The sequence below is a fragment of the Streptomyces mangrovi genome, from assembly GCF_900114215.1.
Lineage (GTDB): Bacteria > Actinomycetota > Actinomycetes > Streptomycetales > Streptomycetaceae > Streptomyces > Streptomyces barkulensis.
In genome coordinates, this window is record NZ_FOSG01000001.1 from 580649 (window position 1) to 601800 (window position 21152).

Annotated in this window: 21 protein-coding genes; 11 read left to right on the forward strand and 10 right to left on the reverse strand. The window is 72.8% G+C overall.

The genetic code is table 11. The features are described from left to right. Window positions 1–9: 9 nt before the first annotated feature. Complete coding sequence (locus tag BM237_RS02600; protein ID WP_093847236.1) at window positions 10–927, reverse strand: LysR family transcriptional regulator; 918 nt, start codon at window positions 925–927, stop codon at window positions 10–12. Window positions 928–980: 53 nt separating this feature from the next. Between BM237_RS02600 and BM237_RS02605 the strand changes: the two genes are divergently transcribed. Continuing rightward, window positions 981–2456 carry an FAD-binding oxidoreductase gene (locus BM237_RS02605; RefSeq protein WP_245793361.1) on the forward strand — a complete coding sequence of 492 codons (1476 nt, stop codon included), beginning with the start codon at window positions 981–983 and terminating at the stop codon, window positions 2454–2456. Here the strand turns inward: BM237_RS02605 and BM237_RS02610 are convergent. Beyond that, on the reverse strand, window positions 2413–2970 hold the full coding sequence (locus BM237_RS02610) for a GNAT family N-acetyltransferase (RefSeq protein WP_093847238.1): 558 nt from the start codon (window positions 2968–2970) through the stop codon (window positions 2413–2415). The genes BM237_RS02605 and BM237_RS02610 overlap by 44 nt on opposite strands. Window positions 2971–3107: 137 nt before the next feature. Between BM237_RS02610 and BM237_RS02615 the strand changes: the two genes are divergently transcribed. Beyond that, window positions 3108–5171 (forward strand): flavin monoamine oxidase family protein, encoded by a 2064-nt coding sequence (locus tag BM237_RS02615; protein ID WP_093847240.1) that lies wholly within the window; start codon window positions 3108–3110, stop codon window positions 5169–5171. Window positions 5172–5262: 91 nt separating this feature from the next. Here BM237_RS02615 and wrbA read toward each other — a convergent pair whose 3' ends face one another. Beyond that, on the reverse strand, window positions 5263–5874 hold the full coding sequence (gene wrbA / locus BM237_RS02620; RefSeq protein ID WP_093847241.1) for an NAD(P)H:quinone oxidoreductase: 612 nt from the start codon (window positions 5872–5874) through the stop codon (window positions 5263–5265). 426 nt (window positions 5875–6300) lie between these two features. On the opposite strand from wrbA, the gene BM237_RS02625 reads away from it, so the two are divergent. After that, a complete protein-coding gene (locus tag BM237_RS02625) occupies window positions 6301–7371 on the forward strand; it encodes a DUF368 domain-containing protein (RefSeq protein WP_217655782.1) in 1071 nt (356 codons plus the stop codon). A gap of 106 nt (window positions 7372–7477) precedes the next feature. Here the strand turns inward: BM237_RS02625 and BM237_RS02630 are convergent, their stop codons facing one another. Continuing rightward, complete coding sequence (locus BM237_RS02630; RefSeq protein WP_093847243.1) at window positions 7478–8209, reverse strand: DUF5710 domain-containing protein; 732 nt, start codon at window positions 8207–8209, stop codon at window positions 7478–7480. Between the two features lie 166 nt (window positions 8210–8375). Here BM237_RS02630 and BM237_RS02635 point away from each other — a divergent pair, with 166 nt between their 5' ends. From BM237_RS02635 to BM237_RS02645, 3 genes are all read left to right on the forward strand, one after another. Next, window positions 8376–8804 (forward strand): helix-turn-helix domain-containing protein, encoded by a 429-nt coding sequence (locus tag BM237_RS02635; protein WP_093847245.1) that lies wholly within the window; start codon window positions 8376–8378, stop codon window positions 8802–8804. A 16-nt stretch (window positions 8805–8820) separates the two neighbouring features. Then, on the forward strand, window positions 8821–9594 hold the full coding sequence (locus BM237_RS02640) for a hypothetical protein (protein ID WP_093847247.1): 774 nt from the start codon (window positions 8821–8823) through the stop codon (window positions 9592–9594). 94 nt (window positions 9595–9688) lie between these two features. Continuing rightward, complete coding sequence (locus tag BM237_RS02645) at window positions 9689–10030, forward strand: DUF2516 family protein (RefSeq protein WP_093847433.1); 342 nt, start codon at window positions 9689–9691, stop codon at window positions 10028–10030. Window positions 10031–10111: 81 nt separating this feature from the next. On the opposite strand, the gene BM237_RS02650 is transcribed toward BM237_RS02645, so the two are convergent. Continuing rightward, on the reverse strand, window positions 10112–11413 hold the full coding sequence (locus BM237_RS02650; RefSeq protein ID WP_093847249.1) for a PP2C family protein-serine/threonine phosphatase: 1302 nt from the start codon (window positions 11411–11413) through the stop codon (window positions 10112–10114). A gap of 142 nt (window positions 11414–11555) precedes the next feature. Continuing rightward, window positions 11556–12698, reverse strand: coding sequence for a C40 family peptidase (locus BM237_RS02655; protein ID WP_093847251.1), 1143 nt, complete (start codon window positions 12696–12698; stop codon window positions 11556–11558). Between the two features lie 395 nt (window positions 12699–13093). Between BM237_RS02655 and pstS the strand changes: the two genes are divergently transcribed. The 4 genes from pstS to pstB all read left to right on the forward strand — a co-directional run bounded on the left by pstS (window position 13094) and on the right by pstB (window position 17240). Further along, a complete protein-coding gene (gene pstS / locus BM237_RS02660) occupies window positions 13094–14221 on the forward strand; it encodes a phosphate ABC transporter substrate-binding protein PstS (protein WP_093847253.1) in 1128 nt (375 codons plus the stop codon). A gap of 138 nt (window positions 14222–14359) precedes the next feature. Beyond that, window positions 14360–15355, forward strand: coding sequence for a phosphate ABC transporter permease subunit PstC (gene pstC, locus BM237_RS02665; RefSeq protein WP_093847255.1), 996 nt, complete (start codon window positions 14360–14362; stop codon window positions 15353–15355). Continuing rightward, window positions 15355–16431 carry a phosphate ABC transporter permease PstA gene (gene pstA, locus BM237_RS02670; RefSeq protein ID WP_093847257.1) on the forward strand — a complete coding sequence of 359 codons (1077 nt, stop codon included), beginning with the start codon at window positions 15355–15357 and terminating at the stop codon, window positions 16429–16431. Before pstC ends, pstA begins: the two co-directional genes overlap by 1 nt. 32 nt (window positions 16432–16463) lie before the next feature. After that, the gene (gene pstB / locus BM237_RS02675; RefSeq protein WP_093847258.1) at window positions 16464–17240 is read left to right on the forward strand and encodes a phosphate ABC transporter ATP-binding protein PstB; all 777 of its coding nucleotides are present in this window, start codon (window positions 16464–16466) and stop codon (window positions 17238–17240) included. Window positions 17241–17382: 142 nt separating this feature from the next. Here pstB and BM237_RS02680 read toward each other — a convergent pair whose 3' ends face one another. After that, entirely contained in the window at window positions 17383–18378 is a 996-nt protein-coding gene (locus BM237_RS02680) for an inorganic phosphate transporter (protein WP_093847260.1), read from the reverse strand. Between the two features lie 5 nt (window positions 18379–18383). Continuing rightward, a complete protein-coding gene (locus tag BM237_RS02685) occupies window positions 18384–19004 on the reverse strand; it encodes a DUF47 domain-containing protein (protein ID WP_093847262.1) in 621 nt (206 codons plus the stop codon). A gap of 204 nt (window positions 19005–19208) precedes the next feature. Between BM237_RS02685 and BM237_RS02690 the strand changes: the two genes are divergently transcribed. Beyond that, on the forward strand, window positions 19209–19529 hold the full coding sequence (locus BM237_RS02690; protein ID WP_093847264.1) for a metal-sensitive transcriptional regulator: 321 nt from the start codon (window positions 19209–19211) through the stop codon (window positions 19527–19529). An 84-nt stretch (window positions 19530–19613) separates the two neighbouring features. Here BM237_RS02690 and BM237_RS02695 read toward each other — a convergent pair whose 3' ends face one another. Both BM237_RS02695 and BM237_RS02700 read right to left on the reverse strand, forming a co-directional pair. Continuing rightward, window positions 19614–19808 (reverse strand): hypothetical protein, encoded by a 195-nt coding sequence (locus BM237_RS02695; RefSeq protein ID WP_425443632.1) that lies wholly within the window; start codon window positions 19806–19808, stop codon window positions 19614–19616. A gap of 129 nt (window positions 19809–19937) precedes the next feature. Further along, complete coding sequence (locus BM237_RS02700) at window positions 19938–20795, reverse strand: SCO4651 family lipoprotein (protein ID WP_093847266.1); 858 nt, start codon at window positions 20793–20795, stop codon at window positions 19938–19940. Between the last annotated feature and the right edge of the window lie 357 nt (window positions 20796–21152).

The following is a 21152-nucleotide window of genomic DNA, read 5'->3' on the forward strand; positions in this document are numbered from 1 at the left end:
AGCCCGGGCTCAGGAACGTCCCGGAGCGGCCGCCGCAGGCGGCATCGCCTCGCGCAGCCGGGCCAGGAAGGCCCGGGCCGCCGGCCCCGGGGGGCTGGCGGTGCGCCAGGCCAGGGCGATCCGGCCGCGCAGCCGCGGCCGTACGATCTCCAGTGCCCGCAGCCGGTCCCCGGCCTCCGCCGCCGAGCCCGCCGGAAGCACGGCGACGCCCAGGCCGCGGGCGGCGAGTTCGGCCAGGACGTGCGGCGCGGCGGCCTCGTAGCCGACACGGGGCCGGATGCCGGCCGCGGCGCAGGCCCGGTCGAGTACGGCGCGCAGACCGGTGCCGCGCGGCAGGCTGATCAGGGTGCGCTCGCCGAGCGCGGCCAGCGCCACGCTCGTACGCCCGGCCAGCGGGTCGTCCGGCGGGACGGCCGCGACCAGCGGTTCGTCGACGACGATCTGGAGTTCGACGCCCGGCGGCGGCTCCTCGCCGGTGAGCCCGATGACCGCCACGTCCAGTTCGCCGCGCTGGAGCGCGGTGACCATCCGGTCCGAGACGTCCTCGGTGAGGGTGATCTCGACCTGCGGGTGGTCGTCGTGGAAGCCGGCCAGCACGGAGACCACGTCGAGGTCGTGGGTGGCCGCGGCCGAGAACAGCCCGACCGTGACCCGGCCGCGCAGCAGCCCGGTGAACTCGTCCGCGGTCCGCCGCATGCCCTCGACGGCGGCGAGCGCGGCCCGCGCGTAGGGCAGCAGCGCCTCGCCCGCCCCCGTGGGGCGCACCGTGCGGCCGGACCGGTCCAGCAACGGCTGGCCCAACTCCCTCTCCAGAAGGCGGATCTGGGCGCTGACCCCGGGCTGGGCGACGTGCAGGCGCTCGGCGGCGCGGGTGAAGCCCGCCTCGTCCACCACGGCGACGAGGTAGCGCAGCTGCCGAATCTCCATAACCGCTGATTCTAGCTTCCATACAGATCAGATCTTGGACTTATGGAAGGCCCGTGACCACGCTGGAGGGCATGGAACCCGCATCGCACAGCGCCACCAGCACCACGGGCAGTACCGACTGCACCGACAGCACCGACGACATCTCCGCCGCCACCGGCCCGGTCCTCCGGCCCGGCGACCCCGGCTACGACGAGGAGGTCTCCGGTTTCCAGACAGCCTGGACACACCGTCCCGATCTGGTCGTCGGCGCGGCGGACGCCGAGGACGTACGGCTGGCCGTGGCGTACGCGGCCGGGCGCCGTCTGCCCGTGGCGGTGCAGGCCACCGGGCACGGGCTGTCGGTGGCCGCCGGGGGCGGGGTGCTGATCGGCACCCGGCGGATGACGGGCGTGAGCGTCGACCCGGTGCGTCGCACCGCGCGCGTCGCCGCCGGCGCGCGGTGGGGCGCGGTGGTGGCGGCGGCCGCCGCCCACGGCCTGGCCCCGCTCAACGGCTCCTCACCGACCGTCGGCGCCGTCGGCTACACCCTGGGCGGCGGCATCGGGCTGCTGGCCCGGCGGTTCGGCTACGCGGCCGACCATGTGCGCGCCCTGGAGGTCGTCACCGCCGACGGACGGCCGCACCGCACCGTCCCCGGCGACGAGTTGTTCGGCGCACTGCTGGGCACCGGCGGCAACTTCGGCGTGGTGACGGCCATGGAGACCGGCCTCTTCCCCGTGCCCGCCCTCTACGGCGGGCAGCTCGTCTTCGGCGCCCCGCTGATGGAGCGTGCCCTGGAGGTCTGGCGGCGCTGGACGGCGGACGTGCCCGAGACGCTGACCTCCTCCGTCGCCCTGCTCTCCCACCCCGACGTACCGGCCGTCCCCGCACCGCTGCGCGGCCGGTACGCCGCCTCGTTCCGGATCGTCCACAGCGGCCCGGCCGGGGAGGGCGAGCGGCTGGTGGCGCCGCTGCGGGCGGTCGGCGAGCGGCTCGTGGACGACCTGCGCGAGATGCCGTACGCCGAGTGCGACTCCATCCACCGCGACCCGCCCTTCCCCCAGCCCTACACCGCCACCAACGCCCTGCTGCGCGAGCTGCCGCCCGAGGCGCTGGGCGCGGTGCTGAGCACGGTGGGGCCCGGCTCGCCCGTCCCCTGCGTCACGGATGTGCGCCACCTCGGCGGGGCGCTGGGCAGGCGCGGACCGGCGGGGGTGGCCGTGGACCACCGGGAGGCGCGGTACATCGTGCGCGCCATCGCCTTCCCCGGCCCTCCGCCCGGCGGCACCGGGCACAGCCTCCAGCAGGTCCGCGACCGGCTCGACCTGCTGCGCGAGGCCCTGGCCCCCTGGACGCAGGGCCACAGCCCGGCCTTCCTCTACGGGGACGGAGAGCGGGCCGGCGAGGACCAGACCCGCGCGGGCTACGACGCGGGCGCCTACGAGCGGCTGGCGGCCCTCAAGGCCGTCCACGACCCGCACAACCTCTTCCGCTTCAACCGCAACATCAGGCCGGCCGGGGCCGCCCCGTCAGCGGCAGCCGCGCCGTGACCGTCCCGTCCCCGCCGGTCTCCAGGCCGGCTCCGGCGGCCGCGAGCAGCCGGCGGGAGGCGGCCGTCCGGGGGCCGGCCGCGTCCGTACGGGCGATCAGCCCGGTGGCGCCGGTGGCGCGGGCCTCGTTCAGCAGGAGGGCGAGCACCGCGGTGCCGACGCCCCGGCCGCGGTGGGAGCGGCCGAGCCACAGCCCGGCCTCGACCGCGCCCGGCTCCGGGGCGGGGGCCAGCCGGGCGGCCCCGGCGACCGCCTCCCGGGGTCGGCCGTCCGGGCCCGGTTCCGTGACGAGGACGGCGTACACGGTCTCCGCCGGGTCGGCGCCCAGGGAGCGCGAGCGGTGGAAGCGGACGAACGCCTCGCGCCGGGCGGCCGTCCAGCCGGGACCGTCCTCCCCGGTCGGCGGCATCACCTCGTGGGGGTCGGCGTCGGCGGCGGCCGTGGCCGCCAGGGCTTCCAGCAGCGCCTCGTCCAGACGGCGCAGGGCTACGTGGGCGGAGCTCATGAGGTCCATGGGGGGCACACTGCCCGGGACGTGCGCCGTCGGCCAACGGCTTTTCACACCCGAAAGCCGCTCCCGTACGGGGGAATCCGGCAGGTCCCGCCGTGCGCCGACGGCCCGCCGGGGCGGCGCGGCCTTAATCAGAAGCCATGGCCCCTCACAAAGACCATCACACCGCCGAAGCCGCCCCGCCGCTGTCGCGGCGGCGGTTCGCCGCCGGAGCCACGACGGCCGCCGCCGTCGCCGGGCTCGGCGCGGCCGCCCCTGCCGCACCCGCCGCCCTGCCCGAGACCCCTTCCCCCGAGCCCTCGGGCGCCGCCGGCCGCCAGGCCTGTCTGGCGGTGGCCCGCGCCATCCTCCTGCTGGACGAGGACGGCGCCGAGCTCGCCCCCCGGTACGAGAGGATCCTGCGCGGCGGCGGCCTGCCCCGCTCCGGCGCCGCGCGGACCGGCGCGCCCGGCACGCCCGGCACGTCCGGCACGCCCGGCAAGAAGGTGCTGGTCGTCGGCGCGGGTCCGGCCGGGCTGGCCGCCGCGCTGCTGCTGGGCCGGGCCGGGCACCGCGTCACCGTCGTCGAGGCCAACGGCAACCGGGCCGGCGGCCGGATCAAGACCTTCCGCACCGGCGGCCACGAGGGCGCGGAGCAGCCCTTCGCCGACCCGAAGCAGTACGCGGAGGCCGGGGCCATGCGCATCCCCGGCAGCCACCCGCTGGTCATGGGGCTGATCGACGAGCTGGGGCTGAAGCGCCGCCGCTTCCACCTGGTGGACGTGGACGCCGACGGCAGGCCCGCGTACCGCACCTGGATCGCCGTCAACGGCGTCCGGATCCGCCGCGCCGACTACGCGAAGGACCCGCGGGCGGTCAACCGCTCCTTCGGCGTGCCGGAGAAGTACCTGGACACCCCCGCCGCGCAGATCCTGGGCCGGGCCCTGGACCCGGTGCGCGACGAGTACAGCACCGCCGGGCCGGACGGGAAGCGCGTGAACAAGCCGCTGCCTCAGTGCCTGGAGGGCTGGGCCCGGGTGGTCGAGAGGTTCGGCGGCTGGTCGATGCACCGCTTCCTGACCGAGCACGCCGGATTCGACGAGCGCACGATCGACCTGATCGGCACCCTGGAGAACCTCACCTCCCGCCTGCCCCTGTCCTTCCTCCACAGCTTCATCGGCTGGTCCCTGATCAACCCCGGCACCGTCTTCTGGGAGCTTCGGGGCGGCACCGCCACCCTGGTGGACGCACTGCTGAAGGAGCTCGAGGAGCTGAAGGTCCCGGTGCGCTTCGACCGCCGCGCCACCCGCGTCGAGTACCGCGGGGACGGGCGCGGCGGGGACGACGGCACCCCGCACATCGGCGCCGACGGCCCGGCGGTGTGGATCGACACCGTCTCCGAGGGCCGCGACGGCGCCGTGGTGCGCGAGCAGTTCACCGGCGACTGCGCGGTCCTCACCGTGCCCTTCTCCGGGCTGCGGCAGATCCAGATCGCCCCCGCGCTGTCGTACGGCAAGCGGCGGGCCGTCACCGAGCTGCACTACGACAGCGCCACCAAGGTGCTGCTGGAGTTCAGCCGCCGCTGGTGGGAGTTCGACGAGGCCGACTGGAAACGGGAGCTGGAGCGGGTGCGGCCGGGGCTGTACGACGCCTACCGCCTGGGGAGGGCGCCGGACGACGGCAGTCTGCTGGGCGCGCACCCGTCCGTGCCGCGCGGCCACATCTCCGCGGCCCAGCGCGTGCACTACACCGCCTGCCGCTGGATCTCCCGGGACCAGCCGGAGGCGGCGGGCGTGACCGGCGGAGGGTCGGTGTGCGACAACCCCAACCGGTTCATGTTCAACCCCTCGCACCGGGTCGCGGGCAGCGAGGGCGGCGTCCTGCTGGCCTCCTACAGCTGGGCGGACGACGCCCGGCGCTGGGACTGCCTGGACGACGAAGCCCGCTACCCCTACGCCCTGCGCGGTGTGCAGCAGGTCTACGGGCAGCGGGTGGAGGTCTTCTACACCGGCGCCGGCCGCACGCAGAGCTGGCAGCGCGACCCGTACGCGTACGGCGAGGCGGCCGTGCTGCTGCCGGGCCAGCACACCGAGCTGTTCCCGCTGCTGGGCCGCCGCGAGGGGCCGCTGTTCTTCGCGGGCGACCACACCTCGATCAGGACCGCGTGGATCGAGGGCGCCCTGGAGTCGGCGGTCCGGACGGCGCTGGAGGTCCACCGGGCCTGACGCGCCGGGCGGGGGCGGGCTGAACGGGGGCGGCCCGTCACCCGCCCTCACCCGGCTCACCCGCCCGGCTCGCCTGCCCGCGCGGCGGGCGTCAGCCCTCGCCCTTGAAGCGGCCCGCGACGCGCACCACGCGCTGCGCCATGTGGTCGAGGGCCGCGTACTCCGCGTCGGTGAGCGGGGCGTCGTTGTTCGGCCCGGTGACGTGGGAGACGCCATAGGGGTTGCCGTCGGTGAACTTCAGCGGAGCGGTGTAGCCGGGCGGCACCAGGATGCCGCCGAAGTGGATGAGGACGTTGTAGAGGGTCAGCAGCGTCGACTCCTGGCCGCCGTGGGCGGTCTGGGAGGCGGTGAAGCCGGCGTACACCTTGTCGGCGAGCAGCCCCTGCTGCCACTGCGGGCCGAGGGTGTCGAGGAACTGCTTGAGCTGGCTGGCGACGTTGCCGTACCGGGTGGGCGTGCCGAACAGCACGGCGTCGGCCCACACCACGTCGTCGGCGGTGGCCTTCGGCTCGTCCTTGGTGTCGTCGAAGTGCTGGCTCCACGCCGCGTTGGAGGCGATGGCCTCCTCCGGGGCGAGCTCGGCGACCTGCCGCAGCCGCACCTCCGCACCCGCCTGCTTCCCCGCCTCGGTCAGGCGCTCGGCCATCTTGTGGATGGTGCCGGTCGCCGAGTAGTAGATCACGGACAGCTTGACAGCGCTCATCTGATTTCCGACTCCTTGCCCGCGCCGGTGGCCGCTCGGACGCCGGCGCGTTCCGTTCACCGTCTGCCGATCGCCACCCTATGCGCCTTTTGTCACCTTTCGCCCGCTTTACGACGGCGCGGTGGCGCGGTGGCGCGGGACGCAGCCCGCGGTCCGCGGCGGGTTTCACTCCCCCTGGCCGGTCAAACCCCGCGCCCTCCCGGCCGCCCGGACACCGGCGATCGTCTGGAACCAGCCGCCCATCCCCTCCCGTCTCCCTTCCGTCCGTTCCGCCCGAACCGTACTGCCCCGAGAGGGACCGCGACCCTCCGGAGACCGGCGGGCCCCGGCATCGGGAACAATGTGTCTGCCACGCCCGCCCCGGCACTCCCGGGAACCGGCGCGCGGGCAGTCCCACAGCACTCGACCAGCACCGAAGGAGCTCTGGTGGGGGAAACCCAGCGACACAGGGCGGCAAAGCCGTCGTCCTGGCCGGCACACGGCCTCAACCTGGTGCGCGGCGCCCTGATCGGCACCGCGGAGACCGTCCCGGGCGTCAGCGGCGGCACCGTGGCCCTCGTGGTCGGCGTGTACGACACGGCCATCGGCTCGGCGAGCCGCCTGGTCACCGGCGTCCGGCTGGCACTGGCCGACCTCCCCCGGGGGCGGGGACCGTCCCGGGCCCTCCACGAGGTCCGCCAGGTCCAGTGGCGCGTCATCGTCCCGCTGGTGGTCGGCATGTTCGCCGCGCTGGTGCTGATGGCCGGGCTGGTCGAGGGCTGGGTCGAGGAGCAGCCGGTGCACAGCCGGGCCCTGTTCTTCGGTCTGGTGCTGGCCTCGCTGTGGGTGCCGTTCTCCCTCGCCTCCCGGGCGCCGCTGCCCAACGGCGCCTCCTCCCCCTGGCGGCCGGGCGAGATCCTCGTGGCCCTGGTGAGCGCGGCGGCGGCCTTCGTGATCGTCAGCCTGCCGCCCGGCGAGGTGGAGGCCACCCCGCTGGTCATCGTGGCCGCGGCGGCGATCGCGGTCTCCGCGCTGGTGCTGCCCGGCCTGTCCGGCTCGTTCCTGCTGCTGACCTTCGGGCTGTACGAGCGCACCCTCTCCGCCGTCAACGAGCGGGACTTCGGCTACCTGGGCCTGTTCGCGCTCGGCGCCCTCCTGGGTCTGGCCTCGTTCGTCAAGCTGATGCAGTGGCTGCTGGAGAACCGGCAGCGCATCACCTTGGTGGTCCTGACCGGTGTGGTGGCGGGCTGCCTGCGGGCGCTGTGGCCCTGGCAGGACGAGGACCGGGCCCTTCTCGCTCCGGACGACCAGCTGGGCGCGGCGATCGGCTTCGCGGCGCTGGGCTTCGTCGTGGTCGCGGGGTTCGCCGTGGCCGAGCACATCACCAAGAACCGGCGCGAGGCGGCGGCCCGCGCGGCGGAGGCCGGCGCCGTGCCCGACGGCACGGGCGGCCGGCACCGCGCCGGGACCCAGCCGTACGCGGGCGCGACCGCGCCCCGGCAGGACGCCGAGGGCTGAGGCAGCCGAAGCGCTCTTCGAGGGGCGGGGAGGACACCGCCGGTGTCCTCCCCGCCCCTCGGTGTCTCCCCCGCCGGACACCGGCGGTGCCGCACCCGCCCGGTAGTCAGCGGGTTCGCCGGCCCCGGTCGGGCGGCCCCCCGGCGGGACGGAGAACCTCCCCGGGAACGCGGGCCCGATCCTCGGCTCCGGGCGGCGGAGCGAGGGTGACGCCGGCCCTGGTGAGAATTCCCAGATCCAGGCTCCAGGTGAACCGCGAGCGCCGCTCCCACAGCTCGAAGGCGGCCTCGACATGCCGCCGGGCCTGCGCCTCGGTCATCCCGGTGACCGCCCTCAGATGCGCGAAGGCCCGCGCCTCCAGACCGCGGACCTGCGCGTAGCCGAAGTGCGTGACGGTGTGGCAGTCGGTGCACAGGCAGATCAGCCGCCGGAGGGTCTGCACCCTTCTCGCGTCGTCGAAGACCCAGCGTTCGTGCGCCTCCAGCCACCGCCCCGTCCCGCGGTCCTCCGCGGCCCCACAGACCTCGCAGCGCCGCCCGGCCCGCCCGGTGATCATCCGCCGGAGCCGCTCCCAGTCCCTGTCCGCCACACAGGAGCGGACGTTGGTGAACCAGCAGGTGCTGGGGACCAGGTCGACGAAGAGGCCGCTGCCGAGGGTCCGGTCCTCGCCGGGCAGCAGGTCGGGGACATCCGGAGCGGCCGCCCACCGCCCGAGCTCCTCCATGCCGGGACGCGGCGCGTACCAGCGCCTGGCCGACGGGTCCCAGCGGGCCCCGTGCCGCTTCGCCTCGTCCTTCTCGGAGAACGGAACGTCCAGCCAGACACGTTCGGCCGCCATGATCCCCCTTCGTCCCGCTCCCATGGTGGCACGCGGCGACACGACAGAGGTCTGGAACCGCAGAACCGGTCGCATACCGCATGTTCCCGCATGCGGCGGACTCTCGATGCGACACTCCTGCAAGCACTTGCTTGCAAAAGTTAGCGGAGAGAGGCACTGTGGAGGCATGGCTTCACTGCATGTCGGCAATCTCGGCGAGTTCCTGCGGGAGCAGCGGCGCAGCGCGCAGCTGTCCCTGCGGCAGCTCGCGGATGCCGCCGGGGTGTCGAATCCGTACCTCAGCCAGATCGAACGGGGGCTGCGCAAGCCCAGCGCCGAGATCCTCCAGCAGCTCGCCAGAGCGCTGCGGATCTCCGCCGAGACCCTCTACGTCCGCGCCGGGATCCTCGACGAGAAGGAGCAGGCGGGGCTGGAGGTGCGCAGCGCGATCCTGGCCGACACGTCGATCAGCGAGCAGCAGAAGCAGGTGCTGCTCCAGATCTACGGGTCGTTCCGCAAGGAGAACGGCCACCCCGAGGGCGGACACACCGAGGACGCCTCCGACCCGGAGGCCGAGGACACCCCCTCCACCGGCGCGAAGCCCCAGACCCCGTAACCCAGGAGGGACCCTCATGCCCGAGAAGACCGCCGGCGAGGCCGCCAACAAGACCGCGGACCTCCGCAAGGCGCTGACCGACCCCACCCCGCTGTACTTCGCGGCGGGCGTGATCGACAAGATCCGCGAGACGGCGCCCGAGCGCCTGGCCGCGGTCAAGGACAAGGCCGCCGACCCCAAGGTCGTGCAGGAGCGCATCGCCCAGCAGGCCAAGCAGACCCAGTCGCGGCTGACCACCGTGCTGTCCGGCTTCGACGCCGATCTGAAGAAGCTGCGCGAGCAGGCCCAGCACCTGGCGCTCCAGAGCGTCGGGCTCGCCGCCGAGTACGCCGTCAAGGCACGCGAGGGATACGGCGAGCTGGCCGAGCGCGGCCGCGGCGCGGTAGGGACGTGGCGCGGCGAGAAGGACGGCGGGAACGGAGAGAGGAACGGCGCCGGTGTCGGCCGCGGGCTCCCGGTGAAGGGCGCGCGCAAGGTCGGCGAGGCCGTCACCGTCGAGGCGGGCGGCAAGGAGGAGAAGCCGCGCCCCAAGATGGGTGACACCCGCCGGGCCACGCCGGGCAGGGCCTCCACCTCGAAGACGGCGGCTTCGAAGACGGCCGCCTCGAAGACCGCGGCCTCCAGGAGCGGTGCCGCGAGGAAGGCCGCCGCCGGGGAGACCCCCAAGACGGTCGCGAAGAAGACCGCCGCCAGGAAGACCGCGGCGAAGCAGTCCACCGCGAAGCGGTCCTCCTCCCAGAAGGCCGCGTCGCCGTCGGACAGGCTGCCCACGGACAAGCCGCAGGCGTGAACGCCGCCGGGACCGGGCACGCACTTCGTGTCCGGTCCCCGGGCCGGTAGCGTGGAGGGCCGACGACCGGCTCATGGACAGGATGGTGGCCAGCGTGCTGTTGGACGGTTTCTACGGGCTGATGTCCTGGGTGTTCCTGGGCCTGCTCGTCTTCAGCATCTTCTGCTTCGTGGACGCCGCTCTGCGCCGTGAGGACGCCTACCGCGCCGCGGACAAGAAGACCAAGGGTTTCTGGCTGATCATCCTGGGGATCACGGTGGCCGTGAACCTCTTCCTCGGGATGCTCTTCCTGACCATCGCCGGGCTGATCGCCAACATCGTCTACATGGTCGACGTGCGGCCCGCACTGGTCCAGATCGGCGGGGGCGGCCGGGGCGGCTTCCGCCGCGGCAGCAGCAGCGACGGCCCCTACGGCCCGTACAACGGCGGCCGCTGAGCCGCCGGGCGAACGGCGCCCCGGGCGAACGGGGCACCGACCGGGCCGGGCCGCGTGGCCCGGCCCGCCGCTCGTCCGGGGTCAGCCCCGGTCGAGCAGCATCACCGCCACGTCGTCCGTCAGCTCGTCGCCGTTGAGCCCCCGCACCTCGGCCAGTACGGCGTCCAGCAGCTCCTCGCCGCGCAGCCCGGCGGCCATCCGGTTGCCGACGATCCCGAGCATGCCCTCCTGGCCCAGGCGCTGCTCACCCTGGCCGACCCGGCCCTCGATCAGCCCGTCGGTGTACATCATCAGGCTCCACGAGCCGCCCAGTTCCACCTGGGTGCGGGGCCAGCGTGCGTTGGGCAGGACGCCCAGCGCCGGGCCGCCGCCCTCCTCGTGGTGCGGCAGCAGCCGCGGCCCGCGCCCGCCTCCCGCCACCAGCGGCGCGGGGTGCCCGGCCAGGCAGAGCCCGGCCCGCCGGCCGTCCGGCGCGATGTCGACGGTGCACAGCGTGGCGAAGATCTCGTCGCTGGAGCGCTCGTGCTCCAGCACCCGCTGGAGCGTGCTCAGGAGCTGGTCGCCGCAGAGCCCGGCGAAGGTCAGCGCACGCCAGGCGATCCGCAGCTCCACCCCCAGCGCGGCCTCGTCCGGGCCGTGCCCGCACACGTCGCCGATCATGGCGTGGACGGTCCCGTCCGCGGTGCGCACGGTGTCGTAGAAGTCGCCGCCGAGCAGCGCCCGGGAGCGTCCGGGCCGGTAGCGGGCGGCGAACCGCAGCTCCGAGCCGTCCAGCAGCGGGGTCGGCAGCAGTCCGCGCTCCAGCCGGGCGTTCTCCTGGGCCCGCAGCCGGGACTCGGTGAGCTGGCGCTGGGCCAGGTCCGCCCGCTTGCGCTCGACCGCGTAGCGGACGGCCCGGCTCAGCACCCGGCCGTCCAGCTCGTCGCGGAAGAGGAAGTCCTGCGCCCCGACGCGCACGGCCTCGGCCGCGCGCTCGGCGTCGTCCTCGGCGGTGAGCGCCAGTACCGCGTGCCGGGGCGCCATCCGCAGCACCCGGCGCAGTATGTCCAGCTCGTCCCCGCTCTCCTCCTGGGCGCCCCCGGCGGCGGTGCCGTCGGACAGCGCCAGGTCGAGCAGGATGCAGTGGACGTCGTCGGTGAGCAGCCGCTCGGTCTCGGTGAGGTTGCGGGCGGTACGGACCCTCACCCGGCCCCCGGAGGCGTCGAGCAGCTCGGGGATGGCCAGGGAGCCCGCCGGGTCGTCCTCGACGACGAGCAGGGTCAGCCCGCCGGGGGATCCGGAGAACCCGGGAGACCCGAGAGCCCCGGGAGCACCGGTCCTCGGACCGGTGGACTGCCGCGGCAGTGCCACGGTCATCACCTCGTCGCCCATTGATACGGGCATGCCAGAATTCCTCTTCCCTCCCCCCGAGGGCACACAGGCGTCAGGGTGGAGACGCCCCGGGCGACCATAGCGGCACCGGGGCCCTGCACGGAATGCCTTGTGGCATATGCCAAATGGCCGACGGGTGACCAACCAAGGCAGTCTACGCGTCGGGCCGCACCACACCGAGGATCGGCAGCGACCCCGCGCCCGCGGTGGTGATCTGCCGGCCGGTCCGCGGCGCGTGGACCATCACCCCGTCGCCGACGTACATGCCGACATGACTGGCGTCACGCTTGTAGACGATCAGGTCGCCCGGACGCATGTCGGTGATCTCCACCCTCGGCAGCAGTCTCCACTGCTCCTGCGAGGTGCGCGGGATCCGCAGGCCCGCCGCCTCCCAGGCACGCAGTGTCAGCCCCGAGCAGTCGAAGGTGCCCGGGCCCTCGGCGCCCCACTCGTAGTCCTTGCCGATCTGGGCCATGGCGTACCCGAGGGCCTTCCTGCCGCGCGCCGACGCCCGCCGGTCGATCTCCTCCAGCACACCGGATTCCAGCCAGCGCGCCTGCCGGGCCCAGGCCGTCTCGTCCTCCAGCGCCCGCAGCCGCTCCAGCTCGTCGGCCTCCAGCCGCGACTCCAGCTTCTCGGCCTTCGCCAGCTCGGCCTCGATGTCCTTCTTGGCCCCGGCCTTGCGCTTGCGGTCGGCCTCCAGCTTCGCCCACCGGCCAGTGGCCTCGTCCGCGTACTCGTCGAGGTCCTCGTTGGCCGTCCGCAGCTTCGCGATCAGCCCCTTGGCCGCCTGGTCACCCTTGTGGAGCAGTCCGAGGTCGCGCAGGAAGTCCTCCGGGTCGTCGCCGAGGACCAGCCGTGCGGAGGGCGGCAGACCGCCGCCGCGGTACTGCGCGCGGGCCATCGCCCCGGCCCTGTCCCTCAGATCGTCCAGCTGCCCCCGGGTCCGCACGATCGCCCGGGCCAGCCGCACGATCTCGCGCCGCTGCTTCGCGGCCCGCTCATCGGCGGCGTTGTACTCCTCGGTGGCCGATTCCACGCCGTCGTGGAGCTTCTCGATCTTCTTGCGGAGCTTCTCCAGACGCGCGGTGGAACCCTCGCCGGCGTCCTCGTCCGGCCCTCCCGCCCCGCCGGGCCTCTCCGCCTTCCCCGGCTCAGGAGCCGCGGGCGAGGCCTGGACGCCGCCGGGCCCCTTCGCGCCCGGGCCGCCCGGTTCCGCGCGGGCCGTTCCCGCCGGCGCCACCAGCAGCGCGAACTGCGCGCACACCAGTGCGCAGACGGCCGCCCCCACGGACACGGCGCCCGCCGACGGCCTTCCACGGCGTGCCGTACCGGCGCCGCCCCCCTGCCGCTCCACGCGTCTCCCTTCCACGCACGTCACACGGTCCCTACCCGCGCGTAACGGTTCACAGCCGGGGATGGTGCCACGTCGGCCTCTTCCGCAACAGAGGGCGCGGCCCGGCCCCGCAGCTGGCACACCGGCGGCCGCGTCAACTGCACCGTCCGCCGAGGTTCACCTCTCGTTCACTCTCGGCCGTCGGGCACTTCACCTGTCCTGCCTAATTTCGGCCTCATGGGGAGCGCGCCCGGTCGCCGGCGGACGCGGACCGCCCCACATGCTGAACACGAGACCCGGACACACCTCACCGCTTGCCGTCCCCACCGGCGGGCCCCAGGAAGGAACTGAACGAAGTGAAGCTTCAGCCCACCAACCGGCTCCGCACGCTCGCCGTCGGCGCCGCCGTGGTTTCCAGCGCACTGGTCCTGAGCGCCTGCGGCTCGGACGACAACACCGGGGGCGGCAACGAGGGCGGCGGCACCAAGGCCGCCAGCAACATCAAGTGCGACGGCGAGGGCAACCTCCTCGCGTCCGGCTCCAGCGCCCAGAAGAACGCGATGGACATCTGGGTCAAGAACTACCAGGCGGCCTGCGAGGGCTCCGCGATCAACTACAAGCCCACCGGCTCCGGCGCGGGCATCCAGGAGTTCCTCCAGGGCAAGACCGGCTTCGCCGGCTCCGACTCGGCCCTGAAGGAGGAGGAGATCGAGCAGTCCAAGGAGGTCTGCGAGGGCGGCCAGGGCATCAACCTGCCGATGGTCGGCGGCCCGGTGGCCGTCGGCTACAACCTGGCCGGCGTGGACGACCTGGTCCTGGACGCCGAGACCATCGCCAAGATCTTCGACTCGAAGATCACCAAGTGGGACGACGAGGCGATCAAGAAGCTGAACCCGGACGCCGAGCTGCCGTCCACCAAGATCCAGGCCTTCCACCGCTCCGACGAGTCCGGCACCACCGACAACTTCACCGAGTACCTGCACGCCGCCGCGCCCGACGCCTGGAAGTACGAGCCCGCCAAGGCCTGGGCCGGCAAGGGCGGCCAGTCGGCCGACGGCTCCTCCGGTGTGGCCACCAACGTCAAGAACAACGACGGCGCGATCGGCTACTTCGAGCTGTCCTACGCCACCGGCAACAGCATCCCGACCGTGAAGCTCGACACCGGTGCCGCCGAGCCCGTCGAGGCCACCGTCGACAACGCCTCCGCGGCCATCGCCGCCGGCAAGGTCGTCGGTGAGGGCAACGACCTTGCCATGGAGCTGGACTACGCCACCAAGGCCGAGGGCGCCTACCCGATCGTCCTGGTGACCTATGAGATCGTCTGCGACAAGGGCAACGACAAGGAGTCCCTGGACCTGACCAAGTCCTTCCTGACCTACGCGGCCAGCGAGGACGGCCAGAGCGCGCTGGCCGACGCCGGCTACGCCCCGATCCCCGACGAGATCATCACCAAGGTCCGCGAGACCATCTCCTCCCTCTCCTGACGCAGCAGGCGGCCGGCCCCGCACCCCAGCGGGGCCGGCCGCACGGCCGCGTCCGCACACGTGACCGCTCCGCACGCGACCAACCCATCCGGTGCACCGCCGCCAGGGGATGACACCCCTAACCAGACCGGAGAAACCATGGACATAGCACCCACCGCCTCCGCAGCTCCGCAGAATCCACCACCGAAAGGTCCCTCCGGCAAGGACTCCGCCACCCGTCCGGGCGACCGGATCTTCCTCGGTCTCTCCCGGGGCTCCGGGATCGCGCTGCTGGTGGTCATGGCCGCCATCGCGGTCTTCCTCACCTGGCGCACCCTGGTCGCCCTCGCCGAGAACGAGGGCAACTTCCTCACCACCTTCGAGTGGAGCGCCAACGCCGACCCGCCGGTCTTCGGTATCGCGGTCCTGGCCTACGGCACGGTCGTCAGCTCGGTCATCGCGATGCTCCTGGCGGTCCCCGTGGCCGTCGGCATCGCCCTGTTCATCTCGCACTACGCGCCGCGCCGGATCGCCACCCCGCTGGCGTACGTGGTGGACCTGCTCGCCGCCGTCCCCAGCATCATCTACGGCCTGTGGGGCGCCCTGTTCCTGGTGCCGCACCTGACCGGCCTGTACGAGTGGTTCGACCAGTTCTTCGGCTGGACGGGCGTCCTCTCCTACGGCGGCGGCGCCCCGCGCTCGCTGTTCACCGTCGGCATCCTGCTGGCGATCATGATCCTGCCGATCGTCACCAACGTCAGCCGCGAGGTCTTCAAGCAGTCCCCGAAGATGCAGGAGGAGGCCGCGCTCGCGCTCGGCGCCACCCGGTGGGAGGTCGTCAGGATGGCCGTCCTGCCCTTCGGCCGCTCCGGCGTGATCAGTGCCTCGATGCTCGGTCTGGGCCGCGCGCTGGGCGAGACGATGGCGGTCGCCACCGTCCTGTCCCCCAACTTCCTGATCAACGTCAGTCTCCTCAACCCCGGCGGCGGCACCTTCGCCCAGAACATCGCCGCGGGCTTCAAGGAGGCCGGCGACATCGGCCGTGACGCCCTGATCGCGTCCGGCCTCGTCCTGTTCGTCATCACCCTTCTGGTGAACGGCGCGGCCCGGCTGATCATCGCCCGCCGCAAGGAGTACTCGGGGGCGAACGCCTGATGAGCAACGCAGTCATGGAGAAGCCCCCGGTCACCGTTCCGCCCTCCGGCGGCGCCCTCAAGCAGCCCCGCCTGCCGCGCTGGGCCCCCGCCGGCCTCGCCCTGCTCTCCGCGGGCGTCGGCGCCGGGGCCGGCCTGGTGTTCGACCTGGCCAGCCGCATCCAGTGGGGCCTGATCGCCGCGATCGTCTACGTCGCGGCCACCTACGCCCTCACCACGGCCGTCGAGGGCCACCGCCAGGCCAAGGACAGGCTGGCCACCAGTCTGATCTGGGTCAGCTTCCTGGTCGCCGTCCTCCCGCTGGCCTCCCTGATCTGGGAGACGGTCGCACGCGGCACCAAGGTCCTGGACGGGTACTTCCTCACCCACTCCATGAGCGGTGTGATCACCCTCCAGCCCGGCGGCGGCATCTACCACGCGATCATCGGCACCATCGAGCAGGTCGGCATCGCCACCCTGATCGCGGCGCCGATCGGTCTGCTGACCGCGATCTACCTGGTCGAGTACGGGCGCGGCAAGCTCGCCACGGCCGTCACCTTCTTCGTCGACGTCATGACCGGCATCCCCTCGATCGTGGCCGGCCTGTTCGTCCTGTCCTTCTGGATCATCATCCTGGACTTCGGCTACTCCGGCTTCGCCGGCGCCATGGCGCTGGCGATCCTGATGATGCCGATCGTCGTGCGCTCCACCGAGGAGATGCTCAAGCTCGTCCCGAACGAGCTGCGCGAGGCGTCCCTGGCGCTGGGCGTGCCCAAGTGGCGCACCATCCTCAAGGTCGTACTGCCCACCGCGATCGGCGGCATCACCACGGGCGTCATGCTCGCCGTCGCCCGTATCGCCGGTGAGACCGCGCCGATCCTGCTGCTGGTGTTCGGCGCCCAGTCGATCAACAACAATCCCTTCGAGGGCGCCCAGTCCTCCCTGCCGTACTACGTCTACGAGCAGTGGGCCAACGGCAACGAGGCCTCCTACGACCGCGCCTGGGCGGCGGCCCTCGTGCTGATCGCCTTCGTGATGATCCTGAACCTGGTGGCCCGCGGCATAGCCCGCTGGAAGGCCCCGAAGACCGGCCGCTGACCGGCCGCACGAGCAGAAGAGAAGTGATTCCCATGGCCAAGCGCATCGACGTCAGCGGCCTCACCGCGTACTACGGGTCCCACAAGGCGATCGAGGACATCTCGATGTCCGTCGAGCCCCGCTCCGTGACCGCCTTCATCGGCCCGTCCGGCTGCGGCAAGTCCACCTTCCTGCGCACCCTCAACCGCATGCACGAGGTCACCCCCGGCGGACGCGTCGAGGGCAAGGTGACGCTCGACGACGAGGACCTGTACGCCGGCGGTGTCGACCCGGTCTCCGTCCGCCGCACCATCGGCATGGTCTTCCAGCGCCCCAACCCGTTCCCCACCATGTCGATCTACGACAACGTGGCGGCGGGCCTGCGGCTCAACGGCTCCTACAGGAAGTCGCAGCTCGACGACGTCGTCGAGAAGTCCCTCAAGGGCGCCAACCTCTGGAACGAGGTCAAGGACCGCCTGAACAAGCCCGGCTCCGGCCTCTCCGGCGGCCAGCAGCAGCGGCTGTGCATCGCCCGCGCCATCGCGGTCGAGCCGCAGGTGCTGCTGATGGACGAGCCGTGCTCCGCGCTCGACCCGATCTCCACCCTCGCCATCGAGGACCTGATCTCCGAGCTGAAGGAGCGCTTCACGATCGTCATCGTGACCCACAACATGCAGCAGGCCGCGCGGGTGTCGGACCGCACCGCCTTCTTCAACCTGGCGGCGGTCGGCCAGCCCGGCAAGCTGATCGAGATCGACGACACCGAGCGCATCTTCTCCAACCCCTCGGTCCAGGCCACCGAGGACTACATCTCGGGCCGCTTCGGCTGATCCGGCCGGCCCCGGCCCGTCCCGGCCGTCTGCGGTGCTGCATGGCGGTGCCACCGCAAGACGAAACGCCCGCCCCCCGGCTCCCGGGGGGCGGGCGTCCCACGTTCGGGTTCGCCGCCGGCCTCACCGCCGGAACACGGGCTCAGCCCGCGACCATCCGCACCGCCCAATAACTCACCGCGGCCACCAGCGCGGCGGCCGGCATCGTGATGAACCAGCCGAGCACGATGTTCTTCGCCACCCCCCAGCGCACCGCGCTGACCCGCTTGGTGGCTCCCACACCCATGATCGCGGAGGTGATCACATGAGTGGTGGAGATCGGGGCGTGGAACATGAACGAGGCGGTGTACATCACCGACGCCGCCGTCGTCTCGGCGGCGAACCCCTGCGGCGGGTCCAGTTCGATGATCCGGCGCCCCAGCGTCCGCATGATCCGCCAGCCTCCGGCGTACGTGCCCAGCGACAGCATCAGCGCACAGGCGATCTTGACCCAGACCGGGATCTGCCCGTGGTCCTGGACGTCCGCGATCACCAGGGCCATCACCACGATGCCCATCGTCTTCTGCGCGTCCTGCAGGCCGTGGCCGAGCGCCATGCCCGCGGCCGAGACCGTCTGGGCCATGCGGAAGCCGCGCTTGGCCCGCTGCGGGTTGGCCCTGCGGAACAGCCACATGATGGCCACCATCACCAGGTAGCCGAGCAGCAGGCCGACCAGCGGCGAGACGAACATCGGGATGACGATCTTCGAGAACACCCCGGACCAGTACACCGCGATGCCGCCCGCCAGCGCCGCGCCCACCATGCCGCCGAACAGCGCGTGCGAGGAGGAGGACGGCAGACCGAAGTACCAGGTGATCATGTTCCAGGTGATCGCGCCGACCAGCGCCGCGAACAGGATCGCCATCCCGCTCCGGCCGTGCGGGGTCTCGATCAGCCCCTCGCTGACGGTCTTGGCGACGCCGCTTCCCAGGAAGGCGCCCGCCAGGTTCATCACCGCCGCCATCAGCAGCGCGGCCCGGGGGGTGAGCGCGCGGGTGGAGACGGAGGTGGCGATGGCGTTCGCCGAGTCGTGGAAGCCGTTGGTGTAGGTGAAGAAGAGCGCGACCCCGACGGTCAGTACGAGCGCGAAGGTGTCCACGTGGTTCAGGACTCCTTGACGGCGATGGTCTCCACCGTGTTCGCCACGTGCTCGAAGGCGTCGGCCGCCTCCTCCAGGACATCCACGATCTGCTTGAGCTTGAGCACCTCGATCGCGTCGTACTTGCCGTTGAACAGATGGGCCAGCAGCTTGCGGTGGATCTGGTCGGCCTGGTTCTCCAGCCGGTTGACCTCGATCCAGTACTCGGTGAGGTTGGCCATCGTCCGCAGGTTCGGCATCGCCTCGGCGGTCAGCTCGGCCGCCCGGGCCAGGACCTCGATCTGCTGCTCGACCCCCTTGGGCAGTTCCTCGACCTGGTAGAGGACGACGAGGTCGACGGCCTCCTCCATGAAGTCCATGATGTCGTCGAGCGACGATGCGAGCCGGTAGATGTCCTCACGGTCGAACGGCGTGATGAACGAGGAGTTCAGCTGGTGGAAGATCGCGTGGGTGGCGTCGTCACCGGCGTGCTCGGCGGCACGCATGCGCTCCGAGATCTCGGCCCGGGCCGAGGTCTCCGCCCCGAGCAGTTCCATCAGGAGCTTCGAGCCCGTGACGATGTTGTCCGCGGAGGCCGCGAACATGTCGTAGAAGCTCGTCTCCCTGGGGGTCAGACGAAAGCGCACTGGGATTCCTCGAGGTGCATCGTTGTCGGTCTCATGATGCTAGGCGCATCATCCGGCCACATCGAACCGGCGTCCTTCAGTGTCACCCATCGGACCACACGCTCCGTACCCGGGGATCCACGCCCCCATCACCGCAGAACGGAACATTCGGTACCATATACCCAGTGGGGGTATTGATCCTCACGGCGACCACGGGAGGACCGTATGACGACCACCGACGCCCGTCCAGAGACCGCCCACGGTCCGCACGGCTACGCCAAGGAGAAGGACGCCCACCTCAAACGGCTGCGGCGCATCGAGGGCCAGATCCGCGGCCTGCAGCGCATGGTCGAGGAGGACGTCTACTGCATCGACATACTCACCCAGGTCTCGGCGTCCACCAAGGCCCTGCAGTCCTTCGCCCTCCGGCTGCTGGAGGAGCACCTGCGCCACTGTGTGGCCCAGGCGGCCACCGAGGGCGGCGAGGAGGTCGACGCCAAGGTGGAGGAGGCCACGGCCGCCATCGCCCGGCTGCTGCGCACCTGACGCCCGCCCCGTTCCACCCGTCCCGCTCCGCCCGGGCCCGGGACGCCGGCGGCCGGTGGGCGGTGGGCGGCCGCCGGACCGCGGTCAGGGCCGCGGCCGACCGCGGCCCTTCCGCTCGTGGTCGCGCCCGACCCGCAGCACCTCGTCGATGCGGGCGGGACTGAGCCGCTCCTCGGCCGCGGCCGACGCCGCGATCATCAGCTCCCCGTAGAGCTCGATCTCGTCGAGGGCCACGTGGTCCTCGGCCAGTGGACCGCTGTTCTCCCCGGACACCCGCACCACCCCCTCCGCCTCCCCTCCGACGCAACCGAACTCCAGAGTAGGAAGAAGCGCGTCCCCCGCGCATGGCACGTCCGGACCATTTCGCGCCGCCGCTCCCGGCCACGCTCCGGCGCACTCCCGCGCTCCCTACGGCGCGGCGATCCTCCCGGTGTAGATGTCCTCCGGCTCCGGCAGCTCGACCTCCACCGGCACGCCGAAGCCGTACAGCGACGTGGTGGAGACCACCGTGGCCTCGCCCTCCCCGCCCGGGGCGCCCGCCGCCCGCGGGAAGGAGAAGCGGTACCGGACCTTCCGCAGCCGCCCGCGCTCGTCCGCATACGCGTCGAAGGCCACCGTCCGGTTCGAGAGCCCCTTCGCCGCCGCGGCCAGCTGCCCGCGCGAGCGCGGCTCCGCCTCCCTCGCCGCCGCCGCGAGGTCCACGGTGCCCCGGTAGTGCCGCACCGTCTCCCCGTGCAGCCGCTCCTCGCCGCGGAACGACGCCGACCGCACACCGCGCAGCAGTTCGGCGGCGCTGATCGGGTCGGTGGCGCCCCCCGTGACCAGATTCCCGTCGGGGAGGGTCGCCGTGTCCACCCGCACCCACTTGCCGTCGGGCACGCCCGCGCCCCGGTTCCTCATGTACAGCGCGCCCGGCGTGACCAGTTCCACGACCCGGCGGCGCCCGCTCTCGCCGGTGGCCTCGCCCGGCAGCACCACCCTCAGCCGCCCCGTCCGCCTCCCGTAGTCGAAGACGCCCGTGCCCCGGATGGTGACCCGGGTCCCGCCGTTGGTCATCTCCACCGCCGTACGCGTCCGGGAGGTGCCCGATCCGGCCAGCGCCCCGGCCGCCTCCCGGACGGCGGCCAGCGCCTCGGCGGCGCTCACGTCGGCAGCGGCGGCCCCCCGCCCGGAGCAGCCCGCGGTGGCGAGGACCACCAGCACCGCCCCGGCGCAGACCGCGCCGACCGCCGCGGTCCCGCCCTTGCTCCCCCGCTGCACCACCATCGTCTGACGACCCCCAAGTACGCGTATCGGAACCCGTTCCGACTAACGACGCCCCCGCGCCCCCGTCACGGCCGGTACCGTGACCGTGTGCAGCAGGAGGACAGCCAGGGGGTGCCGCCCCAGCGGCCGGCGCCACCGCAGGAGCATCTGATCTCGACCGTGGAGAAGGGGCCGTTCTGCAGCGCCGCCTGCAGTTGCGGGTGGCGCGGTCCGGCCCGGCGGGCCCGCGGGCGTGCCCGTGCGGACGCCGCGGCCCATCAGGAGGCGTGAGGTCCGCCGGAAGATGTGAGACCCCGTCGGGGAAACGGCGCCAAGAACGGCGAACGGCCGCCGGGGCATGTTCCCCGGCGGCCGTGA

Coding starts and splice junctions, on each gene's coding strand:
- BM237_RS02600 (WP_093847236.1), bottom strand. CDS start 927: ATGGAGATTCGGCAGCTGCGCTACCTCGTCGCCGTGGTGGACGAGGCG.
- BM237_RS02610 (WP_093847238.1), bottom strand. CDS start 2,970: ATGGACCTCATGAGCTCCGCCCACGTAGCCCTGCGCCGTCTGGACGAG.
- BM237_RS02615 (WP_093847240.1), top strand. CDS start 3,108: ATGGCCCCTCACAAAGACCATCACACCGCCGAAGCCGCCCCGCCGCTG.
- wrbA (WP_093847241.1), bottom strand. CDS start 5,874: ATGAGCGCTGTCAAGCTGTCCGTGATCTACTACTCGGCGACCGGCACC.
- BM237_RS02630 (WP_093847243.1), bottom strand. CDS start 8,209: ATGGCGGCCGAACGTGTCTGGCTGGACGTTCCGTTCTCCGAGAAGGAC.
- BM237_RS02635 (WP_093847245.1), top strand. CDS start 8,376: ATGGCTTCACTGCATGTCGGCAATCTCGGCGAGTTCCTGCGGGAGCAG.
- BM237_RS02640 (WP_093847247.1), top strand. CDS start 8,821: ATGCCCGAGAAGACCGCCGGCGAGGCCGCCAACAAGACCGCGGACCTC.
- BM237_RS02650 (WP_093847249.1), bottom strand. CDS start 11,413: ATGCCCGTATCAATGGGCGACGAGGTGATGACCGTGGCACTGCCGCGG.
- pstC (WP_093847255.1), top strand. CDS start 14,360: ATGGACATAGCACCCACCGCCTCCGCAGCTCCGCAGAATCCACCACCG.
- pstA (WP_093847257.1), top strand. CDS start 15,355: ATGAGCAACGCAGTCATGGAGAAGCCCCCGGTCACCGTTCCGCCCTCC.
- pstB (WP_093847258.1), top strand. CDS start 16,464: ATGGCCAAGCGCATCGACGTCAGCGGCCTCACCGCGTACTACGGGTCC.
- BM237_RS02690 (WP_093847264.1), top strand. CDS start 19,209: ATGACGACCACCGACGCCCGTCCAGAGACCGCCCACGGTCCGCACGGC.
- BM237_RS02700 (WP_093847266.1), bottom strand. CDS start 20,795: ATGGTGGTGCAGCGGGGGAGCAAGGGCGGGACCGCGGCGGTCGGCGCG.